The organism is Bradyrhizobium sp. NBAIM14, from assembly GCF_020193895.1.
In the GTDB taxonomy this organism is placed as follows: domain Bacteria; phylum Pseudomonadota; class Alphaproteobacteria; order Rhizobiales; family Xanthobacteraceae; genus Bradyrhizobium; species Bradyrhizobium yuanmingense.
The window spans coordinates 12409-32756 of record NZ_JADYVQ010000014.1 but is presented as its reverse complement, the minus strand read 5'-3'; the positions used below and the strand labels follow the sequence as shown (position 1 = coordinate 32756).

Genomic DNA, 20348 nt, shown 5'->3' with positions numbered 1-20348 from the left:
TACCCATTGGGTTCCGATTAGCCGCGCCTTGCAGCGCGGTACTTCAAATTATTGCGGCCCGCGGATCGTACCGAGGAATAAGGAAAGGGCCGCTCGGAGATTCCGAGCGGCCACCGGGGCTAAAAACCAGGCCGGCTGACCTCAGCTCCGGTGGCATCTGCGATAATTTAAGCTCTGCGGGTGAACAGCCCGGTATGCAAAGTTCCGAGCCGAAGGTGGAGACCCGTTGCATCTCGGCGAAAGGATGCCCTGGAAGCTTTTGGTTAGTGGCATTCGGCAACTAGATTTCCGTTTATTTCAAATCTGAGATCGAATTTGTAGCCAACTGATCCGCTCAGGCGCTATCTTCTGCATCCAGACCTTTTGATCGCGAAATTGTTTGGCTCACGTGATGAGCCGCTTTGAGTGTCTTCTTACAGGCATGGCCGCATGCGCGTTGTGTAGGGGATAGACATGTTGGATCACGAATTCAATGAACAGCGCGCTAAGTTACTGCGTGAACTCGCAGAGCAGGCTGACCCATTTGTTAAAAGGCGCCTCCTGAAACTGGTAGAGCGGTATGAACCTAAGGGGCGAGCAGCGCCGGTTCACGAGCTCACTTTGAGCCTCGGCGATGCCGCCGATCGCAAGCAAGCGCCACCTCCCGATCCGGGCGTACCGCCGTCGAGTACCAGCAGAACACGGGAAAGTTCTGATTGAAGTTCGTCTTCTGAAGATCCGTGCGTTCAGCCCGATAAAACCCGCAACTCGAGGAGAGCAATTATGGCAATCCAGATCGTCATGGACCGCACCGGCGACAGCCGTCACCTCTTCAATCTTCACGACGCGCAGGAATTGGCCAGGGCCGAACAGCGCTTCAATGAGCTGACGAAGGTTGGCTTCACCGCGGCGGTCCGTACCGGAACGGACCAGCTATCACAACTCAAATCATTCGACCCGAATGCGGAAGAGACGATCTTTTTTCCGAGGCTCGTTGGAGGTTAGTGGGAGCCCAGCCATGTTGGCCTTCCGATCGTTGGCCATGGGCAGCCGTTCCCGCATGAGAGCGACACGAGCCCTTTCCATCAAGCACGGCGCCGAGAGCACGCCGGAAGGCCGCTCGCTTCGGCTCTTGCGGGAGTGGCTTTCGCAGGCGCAACGCGAGCAGCTAGCTCGCAAAGGTTACTTCGAGGTGATCGGAAACGAGAGTGGGAGCCAATACAGGGTCTACGCCGGAACTTCGGGTAACGTTTGCGTGGTGGACGAGCGCGATCATCAGCAAGAGGGATTGTGTTTCATGCCGGTGGGCTCTCTGCCGATAGGAGACGTGATGCTCGCCCAGAAGATTGCGTTGGAGACATGCGAAGCCCGCGTGCGCGCCGTGGCGAAGAGGTTCACTCCGAGTCGTTTTCATTTTAGGCAAGCCCGACTGCTCGGCTGACTCGCGGTCGCATCATTGCGCTTGCGAGTGGCGGCGCAGCCGTCCTGCTAAGTTGGTTCGCTGCTGAAGTTGGCCGGCGGAGTTTAGTGCTGGGGTTCATCCAATGCTTTGAGTCGCGCGTGGAGAAACGCGCTCGGATGGTCATAATTTGCATCACCGTCCACGACCGCGCGAGCGAGCGGGTCGAGAACGCGACCGACCATTTCCGGAACCGACTGCGTCAACACGGTCTGACCACTGGCTCAGAAGTTCATCAAGGTTTTGGCTCGACGTAAATAATTTCAGCCACCGAGATGCGCCGTCATGCTTGTTGTGTTGCCGGGCAACAAATGCATAGAAGGCGAATAAGCTTTGGACATCCTCACGGGATACTGCTCGCTGGGCCATGAACATGCTCTTGTGAAAATAATCATCAGCGAATCGAACACGGATAATACATTTCTCCGGGTGCCGAATACCAAGACAATTAGATGCCGCTCGGAGGTGAGCTTCGGCTTCTGCAGCGCACCGAACCTCCATTTACCTGCTTTAATGCAAGCCGCGCGCTTGGGCACACTGCCCGTCCGCGCTTTAGCGGAACGCGGCCCCGGCTCTTAACCTGCTCCCTTCAAGTGCACCGCCGGGCCGGGGCCGCTGGGAGTTCGGAAGCTAGGCCACACGACGCTTAGCCCGCTCACTCTGCGGGCGCCCCCTGGGCAGTCTGGTCAGCGATATTACGGCGCGTTCGTCTCGGTGCAGCTTGGCATCAGCTTCGGCCCACGAATGCAGGAAAGAGGCGAACGAGTACGAGTAGCCGAACAGAAACGACAGCTGATGGCTTCCACGGCCACATGAAGCCGTGCAGGTGCCTGCTAGCGCCACATGGACGGTCTCTTCATCGTAAATTCTGTCTGCGGAAATGGCTGTGTCTCTAGAGCTTCAGTGCTTACGAGAGCGCACTCGTTACACCTGAACAGCCGGCACCTGGCGTGCTCTCCCAAAAATTTCATTGAGTGTAGACAGAGTTCGCACGAACGAAATGGTATCGCCGCCGCAGAAGCTAACTTCATCCTAGTCTCCGATCCCCCATGCGAGACATCCGAAGCGACACTCATGCCGCGGATTTGGCTCTTCTCGAATTAGCTGCAGCAGGCGCCGCCTCGCGAGCGGATCAGCGGTTGCTGCAATACCCCGTGCGCAGTGTTGGTACCCGCATCGTCCTCGGTCACTGTGGTTGTTCCGTCTTGACAGAGCGTAGAACTTCCGGGAGCAAGAGCCTGTACCCGGTTGGACACGCTGCTAAGCTAATTATCCGTTTTCCCCAGAGAGGACTAAATTTCCACAGCGATCGCTTAGCGAATCCGGTACCCGGCTTCCAAGTTGCACCTCATACTGGCTGGCGATTGCCTACAGCCCACACGCTTGAAGCTGCCGATCAATCTCAAGGTCGCAAGAGCGCTTGGTCTCACCTCTACATTCAACATTGCTCGCCAGCGCCGACGAGGTTGTTGAATAAGGCTCACCTTCACACCGCGAGTCCGATGATTTCTGTCTGAGACCCTCCGAGAAGGTCCGCACTCGCCCGGAGACCGGCATTGACTGGACGTCGGTCGGTCAGGGGCTTAATGAGTGCATGCTTAGCTAGTCACCAGCTTTTTCAGATCAGCTTCAAGCTTCTGTAACGCTGCCCGCTTCTCAGGTAGGTAGTCGCACCTGTGGTAGTAATCAGTTGATGCTCCGCAACGGGGGCGAGCCGTAGAATTCGACAGGCGCCAGCCCAGCCTGCGCTGTCAATGTCGTTCGGGCGCTGTGCGTCATGTGGTGCCGTATATGCGTGAGCGTACGAACCGACGAGTGGGGCTCACTGTACTTCGCGGGGGCGTTAAACTGCATCGCCCCCCGAAATTTGTATGTAATATTCAACCCGCGGCTAAAACTCGCCAAAGTAGAAATGGCCGCTCCATCTTGGCTGACTATATAGCCAATTCGAGCATCTGGAACAGCAACCGATGGCTACTACCTCGTGCGGGCCAGCATCACCTGTGATACAATGAGTCCATGGCACCCAAGAAATCATCCCCCAACAAAGGCAAGGCCTCGGGCTTTGTAGTCGGCAGCGCCCGCTTCAGAAAGATCAGTTCCGTCGAGGGCATAGTCTACTCGCCGAAGATGAAGGGCAGCAGCGCGGTCGCGAAGAGTAAGGCGCGCACCCCCGAAGAGCGGCCGAAGGTGATCATTAAGGCCTACCGCAAGGCGTAATCCGGCATGTATGATGCAGTCGATGATGACTTTCGAGGCGGAAGCAAGCGACGTCAGAGCCGACCAGGAACTCCCCGCTGGCAATCTGGATTTCACGCACTTCAAAGCAGTGCACGGACACCTCTTCCAGGATGTTTTGCGACTGGGCCAGGAAGATTCGGACGGTCCGCATGTCGAAGGGTGGCAACATGTTCTGCTTTCCCGAAAACATCGAACCAGGGGAATAGTCCGTTCGCGCAGTTAAAGACGGACAAGTTTCTGACCGGCCTGGACGTCGAACTCGTGGCCCTACCCGCCAATGGGCTACAACATCTCGCTCAAGGCGGCCCTGCCGCTTAATGGGCGCCTGGTGGTGCGCAGCGCCAAGGCCGATGCCAAAGAACGAGGCGGCGCGATGAACGCCGCTACCTTCCGCCGGTTCGTCGTCAAGGAGTCTGACTACGAAGAATGGACGGTCATCGTCGAGGCCGACAGCTCCGCCAATGCGACCCGCAAGGCCGAGGCGATCTACCGGGTCGACAATTTCGGTGTAGCGAACGGCTTTGATCTCGGCTGGAAAGCCCAGCCGCTGGTTCAGGAGGTGCGCCAATGCGCGCCGCCGCAAGCTCCCTTCGCAACCGCGTTATCCAGAAAGGAGCTACAACGAAAGCCCATCGACCATTTCACGACTGGTCGCCGGTCGCCCGCGAGCTAGCCCAAAAGTCCCCATCTTGGGCATTGACGTTAGCATCGATACGACCCTAGGTTTTCTCCATTCATTTTACTGCTCGATCCGGTGGGTGCCTTCGAGGCCCATTAAGGAGACAAGCATGATTACTTATTCGATAGCCGCAAGCGGCGTGTTCGGGTTTCTCCTGACAAGGTACGTTGCCGCGAAGACCAGGGAAGGCTCACTCTGGCGCGCAGTATTGCGCAACCTAAATCGTTTCTTCCTGCCGTTCGCTATCGCCGGCATTATCTTTTCCGGCCTTCAGATATGGCTCTCCCTCACCGACGACCTCGAAGGAGCCAGCCGGACCATCCGGGAATTGGAGACGGAACTGGCCCGTTTGCGGACTGTGGCCACCTTTCTGAAACCCTCTCCGGCGCTGGAATTCTCTATTTATCTGGCCTTGATTTTTCTGTTTGTGGCGCCCTTCTGGGCCAGCCATCGGATCGTAATTCGAGTCTTCAGCGGCTATCTTCGGTCGGTAAGCTTCGCCTACGTCTGGCTGACGCTGCTGACCTCTCTTACCTTCTTCGGCGGCATAGTTGCAGGTCCTGATGGCTTGCTCGCCCAACGAATAGCGACAATCGAGCACCACATCGAACGGATTGATGAACGATATGCAAAGGCCCTTCTGGAAACGAAAGCCGTCCTTCTCGCCGAGCTGATGCCTCGTCTCGTGAAGACCTACGAGACGAAAAAGAAGGATGATGATGACCAGCAATGGCCACATATCGTTCTCCTGGCCGACAAGCTCCGAAAGGCGCTTGGCAATCTGCCAGGACAATATCCCTCTCTGCTGGACGGGCCCCACGGACCAACACCATCACCTGTACGTCCGCCAGGACCTCCGCCGGCGAGCGCTTCGGTCGCTTTGTCACCGTTGAATGTCGACGAACCGCCGATCGTCAGGCCTCTTCCGCCTCTGGAGAAGCTGCAAGAGAAACCGGCATCCCAGCCGCTGAGCGAGCGCCGTGTTGCGCCCGCGAAATCGGATGCTCCCACCGCTACACCGCTCGCTCTCCAGTCGGTCGCGTACGCTTATCGTGGGCGGATCCAGCCATTTGACCAGGCTCTTCCCCTCAAACCGACCTCGGTCGCCGTAACATTCCCGGATGTGCAGGCAACGCGTCCGCAATGGTCACTCGAAACGGCCGGAGCGATTGAAAAGGAGCTGAAGGCGTCCTCGGCAGAAAAGCGAACTGTTCCAGAAGAACTTCTCGCCTCCACGGGATCACGCGCAATTGGCGCCGCCTACGAGGGAAGCGTCGACGCCGTGATGGATGTTCTGAAGAACAACGAGGACCTCGGCCTGCCGCTAGGTTTCCTGGCCGGCTTTGTGGAAGCCTTCCTCAATGAATCAGTAAAGACCGCTATCGAACGAGCCATCGAGAAGCAGAGCGCACGGCTTGCGACCGGCGCGAGCAAGCTCGCAGCAGCGGTATCAGGATTCACGGACGACGTGGCCGCCGCTGTAGCCAAGGGGTTTGGGAGCAAGCTCCGCGCGCGCACTGAAGCGGTCGTCGCCAAGATCGATGCCATGGAGAAAAGCATAGCTGACGCTCAATCCAAGATTCCGAACGACATGCAGGCGTTATCGATCCAGCAGTTCGAGCCTCGGTGGGCCGGTCTCGCAGCCGTCTGGGGGCAGGCGACCGGTCGTCTTCCCGACGAGTTGCGCAAGCCAGCGGCAGAGGTGCTTGGCGAAATTCGTGAAGCAATCGAGAAGCTCGGACCTGTCGATCGAATGACCCTGCTTTACAATTGCGAGCAGGTCTGGCTCGACTCGGCGGAGAGAACCCGCCTCAGCTACATCTCGGCGATGCTCCGGTGCGAGGAGCTCGCCGGGCGCACCACCGCTTCCTTTCAGCAGTCTCTCCGCAAGGCGCTTCCCGGACTACTCGCTGGCGAGATTGCTGATAAAGGTCTTCGTGACATGGTTCCGTCAATGGTCGGCGATACCAAGATCAAGGGCAAAGATCTGAATGAGCTAGTGGCAGCCTTGCAAAACGCCCGGTCCGACGCGCTCGGCACTCCCGGTGCAGCCGCTCGCTTCATTGCTGAAAGTCGCAAGGCTTCTCCAGCGCGGGCTCGAAGCGGATTCATGGCGGCCATGGGAGCGACTTCTTGCAGCATTCGCGCAGAGCTTGTGACAGAGCATTACGTGAACAATGTGCTCGTCTCGGTCACGCGAACTCCGATAACGCTGCCCTGTTTCCGGTAGCTGTTTCAGCGTTCTTCTCACCTCAAGAGCGGCCTCGATCGGGCTCGCGAGTATTGAGGATAGACCGCGATCGCATTCGTCGAGTGGCGGCGCCCTGACAAGAATGTACGGCTCCCGGCGTATACTGAAGCACTTGCGCGCAACACTCCTGCCACTTTGTTGAACAGACGAGGGACGAAGCGCCCGCCCCTTCCGTAAGCTGCAGGCATGCGCGTTGTCGTGTCCGCCTCGCTGCTCCGGGTGCCAACGCCGTGGCCCGGGACTGGGGCAACATGGCCGCGATCTCATCGACGCTGGGCAACAATACCAATCGGCTTTACATCGGCGACCACGCGGAGCTCGTTATCGATGAGTGCCGTAACGGTTGCCAGTTCGCGAATTGAGATAAGTCCCGCCACGGTGTGATGAGCCGGATCCGCCCAAATAGCTGCCGCCATGACTGGTCGTGTGATGTCCGCCGCCGTAGCTGACGCGCCCCCCATGTCCTCCGCGTGCGTTTGCTTGTCCGATCACGCCGAGCACCAACAGACCGGCAACTATTGCAATCAACTTCATATTTCGCCCGCCCCTTTCGAATGTGGAAGCGTATCCAAGCGTAGCTGATGCATGATAACAACCTTTGATACGCGCAAAATATGCAGCTTTACGCCGGGAACAACTGGAGCCGAGCCGCTTTTCGGCGCGAGTAAGGCGCGCGCTTGTCCCCGAAACGTCTCGATCTCCAAATGGAGCCGGTGACCTCGTCTGAATGCCGAATCCGATCGAGCAGAAATACCGCAGATGAAGGCCCCTCTACGCTGATTATCATCATGGCCGCAATGCTAACATAGGCCTGCTACTTGCTCGGGGCCAACATTGTCATCGCAAATTTCCACCCAGTCGGCGGCTGCAGCCGATCGGGATCTAACCTTCGTAGTGATTGAGCGTCATCGCGAGCTGTCGGCGCATTACGATGCGGCCTTGTCTGTATCGGCGAAGCTCGATGGGCCCGAGTTTCATGCCGCCGAAGAAATCAGCAGTCAAAGGAATCATGCTCTCGCGGAGCATGCGAATGTGCTCATCCGTTCAACGCCAACGACGATCGCGGGCGTTATTGCTCTGACACGTTACGTCGGCAGCCTACGAGAGTGGGAACTTCCCGATGATGATGCATGGTATCGGGTTTTCTTAGGAGGACTGGCAGACGCGATCGATGGAATCGCCATGGCACAGCGGCTTGCGGGAGACGGCGATTAACATGGCGCTCGCTTTCATCTTCCGCGGCATACTTTTCTGGGGGGCCATTGCTGCGCTTCTCTATTTCGTGTGGAATTTGCCCTTCTGAAGCCCGACGACTAGGGGCTCTCCCGAAGCTGATCCGTCCTGAAATCGTCGACCACGAATGCCTTGGCAGCGGCGCGGCAGGCGCGGCCTGATGGACTGCTGCAGAGGGAGGCATCGCTTGAGCTAGATCAAGAGAACGGCTCCCACCTGAGGCGGCCTTGAGCAACGCGGGCCCAGTGTGCCTAGGAGGCCGCGCCAGCTATCAGCCCCTTAAGTGCCAGAAAAATTCGTTTCCCTGGAGATTGGGATACTTCTGGACATTACAAAACAAACGGCCGCACGAGCCGCTTTGGACCAGCCCTTGCGGCCGGTGCCACGACGTTCCTGCACGATCGCGACGGCGCCTGCGGGTTAATACGTCCATCTGTCAGCGTGAACCGGCGCCCCCCGTTACGGCCTCAGCTGGAACTGCCCAAGCGATCCTCGATCACTCGGAGGTCCTCAAGTAGAGCATCTCGAGGATAATATCGCGGACTTCCTCAAGGCGGCCTACAAGTACATTGCCGAAGTCCGAGCCTTGCAGGACGACACCGTGAAGCACTCAAAGGACGAATACGTTCGCGGCGAGGGCGACAAGGCGATCTTCACCAATACGGTTGGGGGCTACCACAGCATCTTCAAACGCGACGTGAAGGGCGTCTATCAGCACTGCAGCGAGAAGCATCTGCATCGCTATCTCGCAGAATTCGATTTCGGGTATAGCAACCGCGCCGGGCTTGGCGTGAACGATCATGAGCGCGCCGAACTCATGGCGAAGGGCATCACTGGTAAGCGTCTAACGACGGCTAACCGCAAGGCAGACGCCGCGACGAATTAAGAAGATGCTCGCGGCTAATGCCAAATGGCGATCCAAACGAGAGAAGTGCAAGGACTAGCCGCCAACAACTGGATAGGTGGCCGCTGGCCGCCGAAACCAGTTTTTAAATAGATTCCCGGTCATGGAGACTTGAAAGCGCAAAGCCTTCTCTCCATAGACGCTTTGTTGCGCAGAATTCCAGCACGTCAGGAACAAAATCCTGTAAGGCGGCTCCTCATCAGCTGAGAATTCATCCAAGCAAACACGCGCTTCGTCCGCTGTTTTGCGTCCCTCGCGCATACTGGCAAGCAGTTCATAGTACCGACGCTTCATCATCGCGTGGGAGCGCGCTCGATTAGACAGATCGAAGGTCAAGTCGAGCGCCGCCAAAATCGCGGCACCAGCGGCAAATACCTCTTTAAGGAGTGCCGCATCGATAGTTACGCTGGCAACGTGCAGCATCTTCGGCAACACATCAGTAAGGGCGGCCGTCCCGAGCGCTATAACAGCAAACATGAACCAGCGATGCACAGTATCAAGAAAAGCCTCACGGCAGGAGTGATACTGAGCATTCGTAAGACAGCTTATCGTAGCTTGCTCTAGCGGCGAGGCGGCCATGGGTCCGGATGCGGCTCCTGATGACGGGGGTCCTCCCGCTTCTCGATGTGTCTGTCGGGCTCCCACCTCGGAGCCGGTCTTGGCTGCTCCCGTTGCGGCTGAGGTTGCGGCGTCGGCTCCGGGCGTCTCGGCTCGTTCGCTGCTCTCCATGGGCTTCCCATTGTGCGCCGCCCCCTACCGCTTGGATTTCCGAGGCGGCCATGGGTCAGGATGCTTAACCGCAGACTTGTGTCTTGCTGCTTTTTTTGCAGCTTTCTTCGCTTTCTTCGCCTTTTTCGCTTTTTTTGCCATGCGCCCCCTCTCGCGCAGCATATACAACTAACGGCTGTCTCGGCTATGATCTTTTGGACGGCTTCGGTTTTTTCTTTTTACGACGCCTTTCCCGGACCGATGTTGCGGCGGGCTTTTCGCCACGTCAACGGCGCGCTCAAAGCGCTGCCAGGCGTCGGGCTCTATTAGTTCCGGCCTCTAGGTAGCTTTCTTGGAGTTGAAGTCGAGTTGGTGAGCGGCTTAAATGGCACTAGTAGCTTCCGCTTGCTCAACGCCGGGCTGATGCTGGGATCGCGCTAGCTCGCACCCGAGCCGCATCAGGTTACATTGCAGCCAGAGCCTCTGCTGTAAATCATGCTTGCTGCGCCGAAATAGGTTCCCGACATACGAGCCCATACGGAGACGGTACAAATGCTTAGCCATGTTCTGCTCCTGTGCAGCAATAGCCAAACTAGATGTGGCCAATACCGTTGCCTTCTAGACCGCCGAAATGGTGAGGCATCTCGTTCAGCGCCGACATTGTCGCCCTCAATGAAAATCGATTAATGCAACAAATCCAGGATCAGCGCCTAAATTCTGCAGTTTGTCGACTTCTTTCGTGGTTTTTGTTACACGGATTATCGGTTTGCGGCGGCAGAGCGCGATGCTCGACCACCACGCCTGCTGTGATCATGAAAAGCCCGCGACGTAGCGGATTGGGAAGAAAGGCGGCGACTGGGGCCTTAATAACAACTGAAAACCCCTGCCAGGGCCAAGAACTGGCCTTGGGCGAAGCCCGTCCTATGACCTCATTTTCTTGCTTTGCGTTACGACTAGGGTTTACCCGCTGAGCTTTGATGCCGGCTCTACCGCCGACGTAAGCAATAGCAGGACGAGGCGCGGCTTACCGGTCGGGGCCTACGTCATCAGAAGCGCAAAATTGCGGAGATCAGATTGCTGATGCTCGAAATGACGGCGCCGCAAAGCCCGAGCGATCTCATTGCTTGACCAAACTGCTCGTTAATTCCGTCCTGCTCGGCGATGCCGCATTCGGCTGGGTCTTCCTCACGTTCAGGGGCTTCGCCCTACACCGGGAAGGCGCTGTTCGTAAATCGGCCGCAAACTGCGAACGCGACGTCCACGCCAACCTGTATTTCGAGCAGGTATGCTTCCCGGGCGTGCACGCCGATATCGGCGGCGGCTATTTGGAAAAACGCGTGTCGGTGTGGCCCTGAACTGCATAGTTGCCGGCGCATCGCTTATCCCGGATTGGCTCAAACATGACAAAGCGTCCTGCAGCTTTCGCCGGACCCGGCCGGCTCCCAGCCCAACAACCAGGCCGGTGGATTGCTCAAGGCCGGCATGCGTCGCCTCCCCGTGGATCCGAACACGGGCGAGTCCACCGCCAATGCACACCCGTCAATGCACGCTTGGCGGCAGGGCCGGTCCTGCTGTACGACTGGACGGGAAACTATCGCCCGACAACATGAGCGTACACGTCGACTTCAAGCATTACTTCGATCAGATCAGGCCGCACCGCCGAGACTTGGTCGCTGACGATATCGAGCTCAAATGGGAGAAGGCCAACTATGGCGGTCGTCTATAGCTTTTTGGAGCTGTGTTCAGCGCCGCAGCCTCGAGCGCGCCGCAAGGTTGAATTCGCTCCGTCGCGCCAAATTCGTGCTGCGATCAGCTTCCTACCGGTGCTTTCGCTGCGGTCACGGAATTCAGCGCATTGACGCGTCCGCGCCCCCAAATGTTCGGCAATGGCGCGGGCGGGGCGTCGGCGTGGTCACCGAGTAGCTTGGCGACCTGATCTTGCTTGAGCGTGGGCTTCACCTGCAGCATCGCCGCAACCACGCCGGCAACATGCGGAGCCGCCATACTGGTACCCTGCTTGGCCGTAAATGGCTTGCCAGCAACATCGAACTCCGGGTGCGGCTCGGCGTTGATGGCCTTCGCCGAAATGATCAACTGACCGGGCGCGCACAGGGTGGGAAATTGACGGTCGTCCAACGTCGGTCCCTGGCTCGAGAACGCCGCGGGCTTGTGCAGATCTGCGGACGGTCTCGTAACGTATGCTCCAACCGAGATGGCCTTGAGCGCGGTCGCCGGAATCGTACCGGTACTCGCGGCACTCGTTTGCGACGAGGTGAACGCGGTTGCGGGAATCCCCTTGCGTCCTTTCGGGGCACGCAGATAACCATGATAAACGCCAGCGTCGGCACCGGTCCCCAGGGTGACACCCGACAAGGTAATCGACCATGTCCCAGGAGCAATCCGCAGACCGTCGCGACGAATGGCGATGCTGATCCGGTTCTTGTTGTGGGCAGGAACGGCAATGGCGGATGCGAGACTAACGGTCGAGCGGCCGAGCGTGCGCCGCACCGAGCCCCCGCTTGCCGCGAGCGACATTGAAACGCCCGAAGGATCGGTGACAACGACATCGAACCTTTCCGCAGTCGACTTCAGACCGTACCAGATTTCGATGTCCAGCTCCTTGGCCATCTGCCTGTCATCGATGCGGAAAGTGATCCGATCCGTGGCGCCGCGCGCGATCCTGCCCCGAACGTGCTTGTTCTTGTTTCCATCGTTGCCGGCCGAGACGACGATGGCGCGCCCCTCGGCCCCGAGCGCAGCATCAATCGCCCTTTCATCCAGGCTACGACCGTCGCGCGCCCCCAGCGGTTGGCCCAAACTGAGATTGATAACGCAGGGACAATTGCGCGCTCTCGCTCGTTCTTGGATGTATTCGATCCCCTGCCGTATCAGCGCAAAGTTGAACTTGGTGGCGACAACGATCAGATCCGCGGCCGGAGCCATTCCGACGAAAGCTGTCGCCGGGCTGCCGGGCGAAACGGCGCCGTTGCCAGCGGCAATTCCCATGACATGGCTTCCGTGTGGATCGTCGGGCACGTCCTTGGTGCGCAGCCGCCGTCCACCCGTTCTCAACGCGTCATTTATGGCGGTTTCGGTGAATTCCACGCCACTGCGAGCCGTACCGTCAACGTTGTTTCCGGGGGAACCTTCCGAGGGAAAGCGGGGCGGACGACCCGGTCGTGCCGGCACGGGTTCGAGGCGCTGGTCCCAGATCGAAAGGATTCGGGTCTTGCCATCGGGTTTGCGAAAGCTCGCATGCGTGTAATCGATGCCAGTGTCGACGATGCCGATGATCACCCCCTTCCCCACTTCGCTTCCGATCACGGGCTGCAGCACGTCGGCCTTGATGTCGGATCGGCTAACGTCGAATGGCGAGTATAGCGTGCGCGCGAGCTCTATGTATTCGATGCCCAGGCGGTGGACCTCGGGCAGGCTCGACAGGGGCATCTCGGCAGAGATGATGCCGCCGGCCGTCGCGTGCAGCCGCATTCCCAAGGCCACAAGTTCATCAAGATCGCCATGCCATTCGAACGTGACCGGCACCCGTGTCGTCGCCCGCTCGTGTGCGGGCGTGTCGTCGTACATCCATTGCAGATGCGGATCGATGATCGTCATGTCGTTTCTCGCAATCGGTGGAGGGTAAGACACGTTCGATATTGACCGATCAAGCGTTCTACGGCAAGTTGCAAGAGGGTCTCGGACCATTTCGTCCGACCGCATTTCTAGACTTCCTATTTTCGGGCACGACGTTTTTCCTTAGGGGATTGGACCATGGCGGGCGTCGCTGGGCCGGCTAGAATTTCCTTTATCGCCATTCGCGCGATGGAAGACAGGTCCGATGGCCCGCTTGAGGCCGTCGTCATCGGCACCAACGATCTGGACGGAACCGACTGGCGCTACGTTTGCTACGATCTTGCGGTCTTCAAAAACCTTCTCAGGGATCGTGACAACCCGTTCGCCCCGAAGAACCCGCTCTACGCGGCGAATGCCCGTTATCACGACGGCAGCGACGCGAACGACCCGCATCTGGGTCACGTCGCCGTCGATGACGATCAAGACCCAACCCCGCCAGCATCTGCCATCGAGCTTCGCGGCATCGCTCTGTTCACGGCATATCGCGCGCCGACCAACTATGCGGCGGAGAAGGATCCGGTCAAGCGGCAGCAGCAGGCCTGGGACGTCTTCGACGAAGGTCCGCTCGCCCGCTTCGACACGATCGCCCTGGCCCGCACGCTGGCCGACAAGCCGGCGCCGCGATGGCAGGTTTCGAAGCTCGTCATTACGCCGGCGACCGGAAAACCCGGCAACTTCAAAGCGCTCGCGATCAGGCTTCAAGTTCGCCTCGCATTGAACGGCCACTGGATCAGGCCGAAAGTCGCCACCTCAGGCGACCGCTATGACACCCGCTTTCACGTGGGACTCGATGTGGTCCAGGCGACAACGACACAATCCTTGTGGAAAATCGCTGCCGCGCCGAGAGGCGCGCTTTGCCGGCTTATCCAGATCGCGCTCACGATCGGTCCATGGGATCGTGGAGAACCCGCGCTCAGCATCGTTCCACTACGCTATGCAGATAGCGATTTCATCGACGCGATCGTCAAACCCGATGACGGCAATCTCTCCACCGATCAGGTCGACGTAATACCCCTGTTGGTCGATCAGGGCATTCCCAGTCAACCGCCCAACCGTCCGCGCCGCGAATTCGGGCTTCGTGCGGTCGAGCACCAATTCAACAAGGACACGGGCTCCCACGACATCATCCGTGTCGCTCTGCGCTTCGAGCTAACCCTTTGGAACTATAGCGGCAAGATCGGCAGTATCCTCAAGCGGTTCTTTTCCAAACCCGAGCTCCTGCCGGTCAAAGGCCGGGTCCGCTTCTCCCAAGAGCAACGCGTCGGTGACATCGGCGCCCGCGGCCTCAAGCCGTTCTTACCGGTGCAATGGATCGTCGCCGCCCGCCTCGATCCGCTCAACGTCGACCCTAAATCGGACCCAAAGCTTCGGCGACCCGATCAGATAACCGACTTCGTCATCGACGCGTTCGATGTCGTCATCGAGGATGAGCATGACAGTCTGCGTAAGGTCCGTGACGGGACGCCACTAAGCGTCATGCCCGCGCTGGCCAAACGCAAGTCGGAACGCGGAATGCCGTGGCACGCAGTCGGGTTGCTGCGCGAGAATTACGCCTGGCGCCGTGTCATCGTGCCGACCACCGGCACCGTCAAGGATGCGGCCGATAAGCGGCGTCAAACGGCTTTCCTGTCCTTCGAGCCGCGCTTCATCCCCGATATGTGGCAGGGGGTCACCGCATTCGAGCTCGTCGAGAAAGGCAAGTCGGACGAGGATCCGCGCTTCGCCTCGCCCTGTACGGCGACGTTCGCTCGTATGATCGCAACGGAGGGCACGGCGCCGGTCTGCAAGGCGCGCATCTCCGCGCCGTTCGTCGCCGCGAGCACCGATGTCCAACCCGGCGCGTGCACGGACGGGCCGGCATGGCAGCCCGCTATCACGCAGACCGACGATCTCGGCACGGTGCCGACGATCAAGTTTGGCTTCTCGCTCGAAAGCACCGATGGCTCCGAGATAGCGCTCGGCGCGCTGGGCTTCTCGCTTCTGAAGGCCCCGGACCTCACGATGGTCACCAAGGCCGATCTGACCGGGCTTCTTGCCCGATCCGGTGGTGACGAGCTGCCAGATGCGCAATTGCAGGCGGTCGTTAAATTCCCGATCGAGCGCGTTAAGCCAATCGGCCAGGACGACCTGCCTCCTCAGATCCGCAGGCAGTTGCTCGGTCGCCCGACGCCCATTTCGGATGACCCTGACGAGCCGCTCCTGCTCGAACTGGACTACCGCAGCGGCTCCGAGCAACCCGATGACGAAAAGCTCATTCAGGCCTTGGTCGCCACGGAATCACTCGCGCCCGGTGAAAATCAGTCGGTCTCCCTTTCGCTGCGCGCGATCAGATCGATGACGACGACCAGCGCAGCTCCAAAGCGGCTCGCCTTGGTGATCGACCCGACCCCGTTCCGGGTCGCCGCCGTGGAGTATGTCGAGCCTGCTCGGGCCGCCACCGATCAGAGCAACGAAGTCGCGATATGGAGCGACGAAGGTGACGTGTCCTGGCGCGTGCTTGATCCTTCCGAGGCGGTACGGATGGTACTGCCGCCTCAGGTCATCGGCGAGGCGATGGAGAAGAACGCAACCGCAATCGCCGGCGCACCGAAAGATGTCGAACCAGGCCGCCCGGCGGCCGCGCGGTTTGGTGCGCACGCACGCCTCGAGGTCGACCCCACCTTTGCGGACACCAACTTCCGCGAGCCAGGCTGGAACCTCCGTCGTAACATCGGCTATCCGACCATGCGGACGCCGGGCTCCCGCTTGAAGGAGCTTCGGCTCGAGCTGCTCTACGGTTTGACGACCCGGATCAGCACCACCGACAAGAGCACCGACGCCTTCGTCACCGAGATCGGCGCAACGATCGGAGCGCCCGTATCTCCCGTGTCCGATACGGCGAGCGCGTCTCGCGCGACACTGAAGAGCCATCTTCAACTCGCGAGCCTCGTGTTGCGGGCCCAGCGCAGGCGACTTGCCGTCGACAAGCTATGGAGCGGTCGCCCCGATGCCGAGCTGAAGATCGAGGACGGCGTAAGTTTCAGGCTACGCACCGGAGGATCGGACCCGGCGCATGGACCCGCGACCCCTCTTCGCTGGCCTGTACAAGGCGAAATCCCGGCAGATACCGGTGGTCTGATCGAATCCAAGAAGCTCGCGCAGACGTTTTCGACCAGCCAGGACGACCGGGAGAGTTTTCCCGGCGGGGTCGCCTGGGCTTTCGAGAGCGCCAATATCCTGATGAAGGTCTACAGCCGACCGGACGCGGACGGGGGTTCGACGAAAGGCGTCCACCTCTCCGCGCACGGCGGCTATGGCGGCCAGCGGGCGCTGTTCGACGAGAAGAAGACCGTTGTCGAGACCGAGACCGGCCAGGGCCGCGTCCACCGTTACAAGCTCGAGCGCATCGGACGCATCGGCGGCCTCTGGAATCGAGCCAAACACGTCATCATCTATGAGCGGTCCGTCGTACCTTCCGCGCAATTCTTCAATTTCGACCCGATCGGCCTGTTGCAGGACGAACACGCCGGACGCCCGATCCTTCGCAAGGTCGAGGAGTACGTCGAGCTGCTGCAGCCGGTGCGCCGCTATCCCGAGGACGGCAAATCGATCGCGGCCGCCGGATTTCTCGTCGGCGTGGAGTTCAAGTCGGGCAAAATCCGTGTCGATAGCCGCTGGGGCGGCGATGTGCGCCGCGAAGGCTGGCAAGTGCCTCTGTGGAACAAGGCCTTCGCGAGCCTCCCGCCGGTGTTGGCCCCAACCAGGCTAGGCGATCCCCCGATCAATCCAGACGATCCCTCGCTGATCTATCCGAAGCCGCAGATTCGTTTCCTGCTGGCGGGAGAAGGCGGCGGCGAAATTTCCGTCGAGGTCGACGAGCCGGAAAAGCTCGTCTTCTACACTTCCGTGGTCGACGGCGAAAGCGGCGACGACACCGATGCATGGCGATCGGTGCGCGATATCGATTTCATCGATCTACCGCCACCGGCCGCGGGCCGCATGAAGCCCAACAGCGCCAATCTCACCGACGCCATGATGCCGTCAGAGCCGGCGCACGCACCTGGTTTCGAGCGGATGACCATCGGCCTGGTCCGTGCGAAGGAGCCGGCTGTCCTCACCCACGGCCGGGCTCCGAGCGGCCCCGGCACGATACTCAAGAACATAACAATCGCCCGCGCCGCACCACTGACCGCTGTCGGCGCCCCAAGCCCACTGACGACTTTCGGGCAGTCACTGACGCAACACAGTTCCGACCTGCGGGCGGCCATCGATGCCAAAGTCGGCCAAGCGCTCGGCGTCCTCGAGAAACTGGACCCCGAGAAGCCTCTCACCGATGTCAAAAACGACGCCGTCGCAGCCATCGGCGCCGCACTCAGCCATCCGAGTTTCGTCGGCGATCTCAGGGCCGCGACTTCCGATGTCAAGAACTCGCTCAAGTCAATCGATCTGAGCAAGATCGACCCAAAATCGCCCTGCGCCTCGCTCGCAGACCGCCTGAACGATGCTGCCCAAGGACAGGTCGAACGTCTGCGTAAGATCGCCGGCGAGGCGATCGATTCCACACTTGATGGGGGCCTGAGGCCGATCCGCAACATCGCTGGCATCGTTCGCGACGTGAGCGTGTTCCTCGACAGCGAGGATGCATGGCTATCGCCGGATGAACGCGCCGACCTGATCGATAAGCTGTCAGGACTGCAGAACCGGATCGCCACCATCGCGGACGAAAGGAGAGCGGACATCGAGCTGCTGTCAAAGCGGGTGACGGCGGATCTCGAGGCCATTAAGGCAGTAGCCGGCGCCTCACTCGGTGAAGCGCAAGACGTGGCAATTCCGGCCGCACTCGGCAAGATCCACGATACGTTCAAGACGCTGAAGGACGACGTCGGCGCGGCAACGGTGGTCAACGATTTGATCGCGGCGTCCGCACGCGCGACGCTTGACGAGCTTCGCAAGCAAGCGCAGCAAATCGACACTGAACTTTCGCATATCGACGATACGGCAGCGCTCATGGCAGCGCGCCGCATCCTGCCGGCCATCCACGACACGTTGGGACAGGCAATCACGCTCGCCGATGGTCTTACTCACGTCGGTGCTGCGATCAGTGACGACGTGAGGACGGCTCTCGCCTCCTACGAGGCGTCGCTCAAGCAGTTTGAGGACGCATTGAAAGCCCGTCTCGGCACCGCCGGCGGATCACTCCAAGCGCTCGCCACCAAACTCGATCAAATCATCGCCGAGGCGCAGAATGCCGCGCGCGGCCTCGTCGTGTTTCTCGAAGACACGATCGACGCGGGCCTTGCCGAGGCAACCAGCATCTTCGATCGGATAGCCGATGCGATCATTGCCCTCTCGGCTCCCGAAGATCCCGACGACGATGCCGATTCCACCGGCGCTATCCATCGGGCGGTGACGGCGATAGCTGACACCAGCGGGTTGATCGAGAAGGCCGTGGTTGCGCAGGGCGAAATTGTCGCAACCGTTCTACGGAAGACACTCGACGCGCTCGCTGCCGGCATCACCGCCGCGATCGTTGACGTGGGGAAGGAACTCAAGGATGCCTGCGCGGTATTCGACAATTTTATAGGAGAGATACGGAAGGACGCGCAGAAGGTCGCCGATTGGCTGCAGAACGCCCTCGACGTCGACGGGTACAAGAAACGGTTGGACGATGCGGTAAAGCAAGCCATCAACGATGCCCAGGGGTCCATCGAAGACCTGAAGCGGCGTGCCGCGGAAGAAGCCGAACGCGTCACGCGCGAGGTCGAAAATCGTGCACGACAGATCTCCGGCGCGGTCCAGGAGACTTTGCGCGATGCGCTGGGAACGGATCCAGTAAAATTAGCCGATCAGGCCAATCGGCTCTATCAGGAAGGCAGCGATACCTTACGGCTCCTTCGTGCCGTCGGCGACCCTCCAAAAACGGATCGGCTCGGCTTCAATCGACCAGAAGTCGCCTACGTGCTCGCCGAGGCCAACAAGGTCGTCGACATGACCCCGGCGATTGCGCTGGTCAACCGGGTTTCGGATACGCTTGCGGCGGCCGATAAGGCCGGCAAGGCGGTCGGTGACATGCTTCAGTCGTTCGGCGTGCGGCTGCCCTCGAGCGGCGTTGCCGAGCAGTTCATTCCCGACAAACTGAAGCAATTGTCCGTCGCGGATCTCATACCGAATATGGGCGGTATCGATTTCCGCGGCCTGCTTCAAAGATTTGCCTTCCCGGATCTTGACGACTCCAAGGCCATCAAGGTTCAGCACGGTTTCGACAACGTCCAGATGCGCGCCTGGCTTCAGACCGACATCGACGTCCCCTTCACCGAGCCCGCGCCCCTCCTGTCGTTCGGCCCCGTTGAGATCGTCGTCGACGAAGCCAAGTTCAATGCCAAGGCGCGGATGTCAGTGGGCCGCGACGGGACCCAAAAGACATTCAATGGCCGCATCTTCGGCGACTGGAGAGTCGTGACCGGCGGACAGGACATCCTCACCTTCCGTCAGACTGGCTTGTATTTCGACGACTCCGGCAAGATCGATTTCAAGATCGACCCGGAACGGGTAGAACTCGCCGACGCGCTCGCGTTCCTGACTGATTTTCTCGCCGCTTCCGGCGAGGGGGACGGGCTGGTCATTGAACCGCTGATGCGCGGCGGAGTGCCCGCCGGCATCGCCGCCACGCTCGACATCGACCTGCCGGACCTGCAGCTCGGCGTGTTCGGAATCTCGAACCTTTCGTTGCACATTCTGTTCGGCATCGCCGCGGTTCCTCAGTTCGAGTTGATGTGCGAACTGTCGGTCGCCACCAAGACAATGCCATTCACGCTGAGCGTCTGGATCCTGAACGGCGGCGGATTCCTGACGCAGCGGCTATCGTTCCTCCCGGTCGCCAAACCTCACCCGATCCTGACCTATTCGCTCGAGGTAGGTATCGTCGCCGGCGTTGGACTAGGCTTCAACTTTGGCGTCGTCTCGGGTGGCGTCTGGCTTCAGGTCGGCTGCTCAATAACGATGACGTGGTCGACCGGCGCCGGTGGCAACACCACTGCAATTTCAGTCTTCATACTCGCGCGCGGCAACGTCGACGTCGCAGGCCTGATCACGGCGGCCATTTCGTTGTTGCTGGAGGTCACCTACGACGGCGCGCTGATGATCGGGTCCGGAACGCTCCGGCTCAGTTTCAAGATCAGCGTCTTCTACACGCTGCGTGTCTCCCAGCACGTCGAATATCAATTCGCCGGCGAGAAGAAGCAGTCTGAAGGCTATTCCGATTCTTACGCTTGATTTTGTCGTA

At 59.8% G+C, this 20348-nt stretch carries 11 protein-coding genes and 1 pseudogene; 9 read left to right on the top strand and 3 right to left on the bottom strand.

From position 1 onward, the window contains the following. The first annotated feature begins 762 nt into the window (after nt 1–762). The 5 genes from I6F28_RS26585 to I6F28_RS26565 all read left to right on the top strand — a co-directional run bounded on the left by I6F28_RS26585 (nt 763) and on the right by I6F28_RS26565 (nt 6588). Nucleotides 763–984: a hypothetical protein gene (locus tag I6F28_RS26585; protein WP_225141962.1), complete on the top strand. Its 222-nt coding sequence runs from the start codon at nt 763–765 to the stop codon at nt 982–984. Nucleotides 985–997: 13 nt separating this feature from the next. Continuing rightward, complete coding sequence (locus tag I6F28_RS26580; RefSeq protein ID WP_225141960.1) at nt 998–1420, top strand: hypothetical protein; 423 nt, start codon at nt 998–1000, stop codon at nt 1418–1420. 2037 nt (nt 1421–3457) lie between these two features. Beyond that, the gene (locus I6F28_RS26575; protein WP_225141958.1) at nt 3458–3658 is read left to right on the top strand and encodes a hypothetical protein; all 201 of its coding nucleotides are present in this window, start codon (nt 3458–3460) and stop codon (nt 3656–3658) included. Nucleotides 3659–3956: 298 nt separating this feature from the next. Then, nucleotides 3957–4352 (top strand): hypothetical protein, encoded by a 396-nt coding sequence (locus I6F28_RS26570; RefSeq protein ID WP_225141956.1) that lies wholly within the window; start codon nt 3957–3959, stop codon nt 4350–4352. Nucleotides 4353–4467: 115 nt separating this feature from the next. After that, nucleotides 4468–6588 carry a hypothetical protein gene (locus I6F28_RS26565; protein WP_225141954.1) on the top strand — a complete coding sequence of 707 codons (2121 nt, stop codon included), beginning with the start codon at nt 4468–4470 and terminating at the stop codon, nt 6586–6588. 284 nt (nt 6589–6872) lie between these two features. Here the strand turns inward: I6F28_RS26565 and I6F28_RS26560 are convergent, their stop codons facing one another. After that, complete coding sequence (locus I6F28_RS26560) at nt 6873–7025, bottom strand: hypothetical protein (protein WP_225141952.1); 153 nt, start codon at nt 7023–7025, stop codon at nt 6873–6875. A gap of 418 nt (nt 7026–7443) precedes the next feature. On the opposite strand from I6F28_RS26560, the gene I6F28_RS26555 reads away from it, so the two are divergent. Both I6F28_RS26555 and I6F28_RS26550 read left to right on the top strand, forming a co-directional pair. Then, on the top strand, nt 7444–7824 hold the full coding sequence (locus tag I6F28_RS26555) for a hypothetical protein (RefSeq protein WP_225141950.1): 381 nt from the start codon (nt 7444–7446) through the stop codon (nt 7822–7824). 613 nt (nt 7825–8437) lie between these two features. Further along, nucleotides 8438–8728, top strand: a pseudogene (locus I6F28_RS26550) (transposase); the annotation flags it as partial. Nucleotides 8729–8782: 54 nt separating this feature from the next. Here the strand turns inward: I6F28_RS26550 and I6F28_RS26545 are convergent. Next, the gene (locus I6F28_RS26545; protein ID WP_225141948.1) at nt 8783–9325 is read right to left on the bottom strand and encodes a hypothetical protein; all 543 of its coding nucleotides are present in this window, start codon (nt 9323–9325) and stop codon (nt 8783–8785) included. A gap of 1253 nt (nt 9326–10578) precedes the next feature. Here I6F28_RS26545 and I6F28_RS26540 point away from each other — a divergent pair. After that, nucleotides 10579–10809 (top strand): DUF2235 domain-containing protein, encoded by a 231-nt coding sequence (locus tag I6F28_RS26540; RefSeq protein WP_225141947.1) that lies wholly within the window; start codon nt 10579–10581, stop codon nt 10807–10809. 454 nt (nt 10810–11263) lie between these two features. Here I6F28_RS26540 and I6F28_RS26535 read toward each other — a convergent pair whose 3' ends face one another. Further along, on the bottom strand, nt 11264–13069 hold the full coding sequence (locus I6F28_RS26535; protein WP_225141945.1) for a S8 family serine peptidase: 1806 nt from the start codon (nt 13067–13069) through the stop codon (nt 11264–11266). 156 nt (nt 13070–13225) lie between these two features. Between I6F28_RS26535 and I6F28_RS26530 the strand changes: the two genes are divergently transcribed. Next, complete coding sequence (locus I6F28_RS26530; RefSeq protein ID WP_225141943.1) at nt 13226–20338, top strand: methyl-accepting chemotaxis protein; 7113 nt, start codon at nt 13226–13228, stop codon at nt 20336–20338. Nucleotides 20339–20348 lie beyond the last annotated feature (10 nt).

Coding starts and splice junctions, on each gene's coding strand:
- I6F28_RS26585 (WP_225141962.1), top strand. CDS start 763: ATGGCAATCCAGATCGTCATGGACCGCACCGGCGACAGCCGTCACCTC.
- I6F28_RS26580 (WP_225141960.1), top strand. CDS start 998: ATGTTGGCCTTCCGATCGTTGGCCATGGGCAGCCGTTCCCGCATGAGA.
- I6F28_RS26575 (WP_225141958.1), top strand. CDS start 3,458: ATGGCACCCAAGAAATCATCCCCCAACAAAGGCAAGGCCTCGGGCTTT.
- I6F28_RS26570 (WP_225141956.1), top strand. CDS start 3,957: ATGGGCTACAACATCTCGCTCAAGGCGGCCCTGCCGCTTAATGGGCGC.
- I6F28_RS26565 (WP_225141954.1), top strand. CDS start 4,468: ATGATTACTTATTCGATAGCCGCAAGCGGCGTGTTCGGGTTTCTCCTG.
- I6F28_RS26560 (WP_225141952.1), bottom strand. CDS start 7,025: ATGGCGGCAGCTATTTGGGCGGATCCGGCTCATCACACCGTGGCGGGA.
- I6F28_RS26545 (WP_225141948.1), bottom strand. CDS start 9,325: ATGGCCGCCTCGCCGCTAGAGCAAGCTACGATAAGCTGTCTTACGAAT.
- I6F28_RS26535 (WP_225141945.1), bottom strand. CDS start 13,069: ATGACGATCATCGATCCGCATCTGCAATGGATGTACGACGACACGCCC.
- I6F28_RS26530 (WP_225141943.1), top strand. CDS start 13,226: ATGGCGGGCGTCGCTGGGCCGGCTAGAATTTCCTTTATCGCCATTCGC.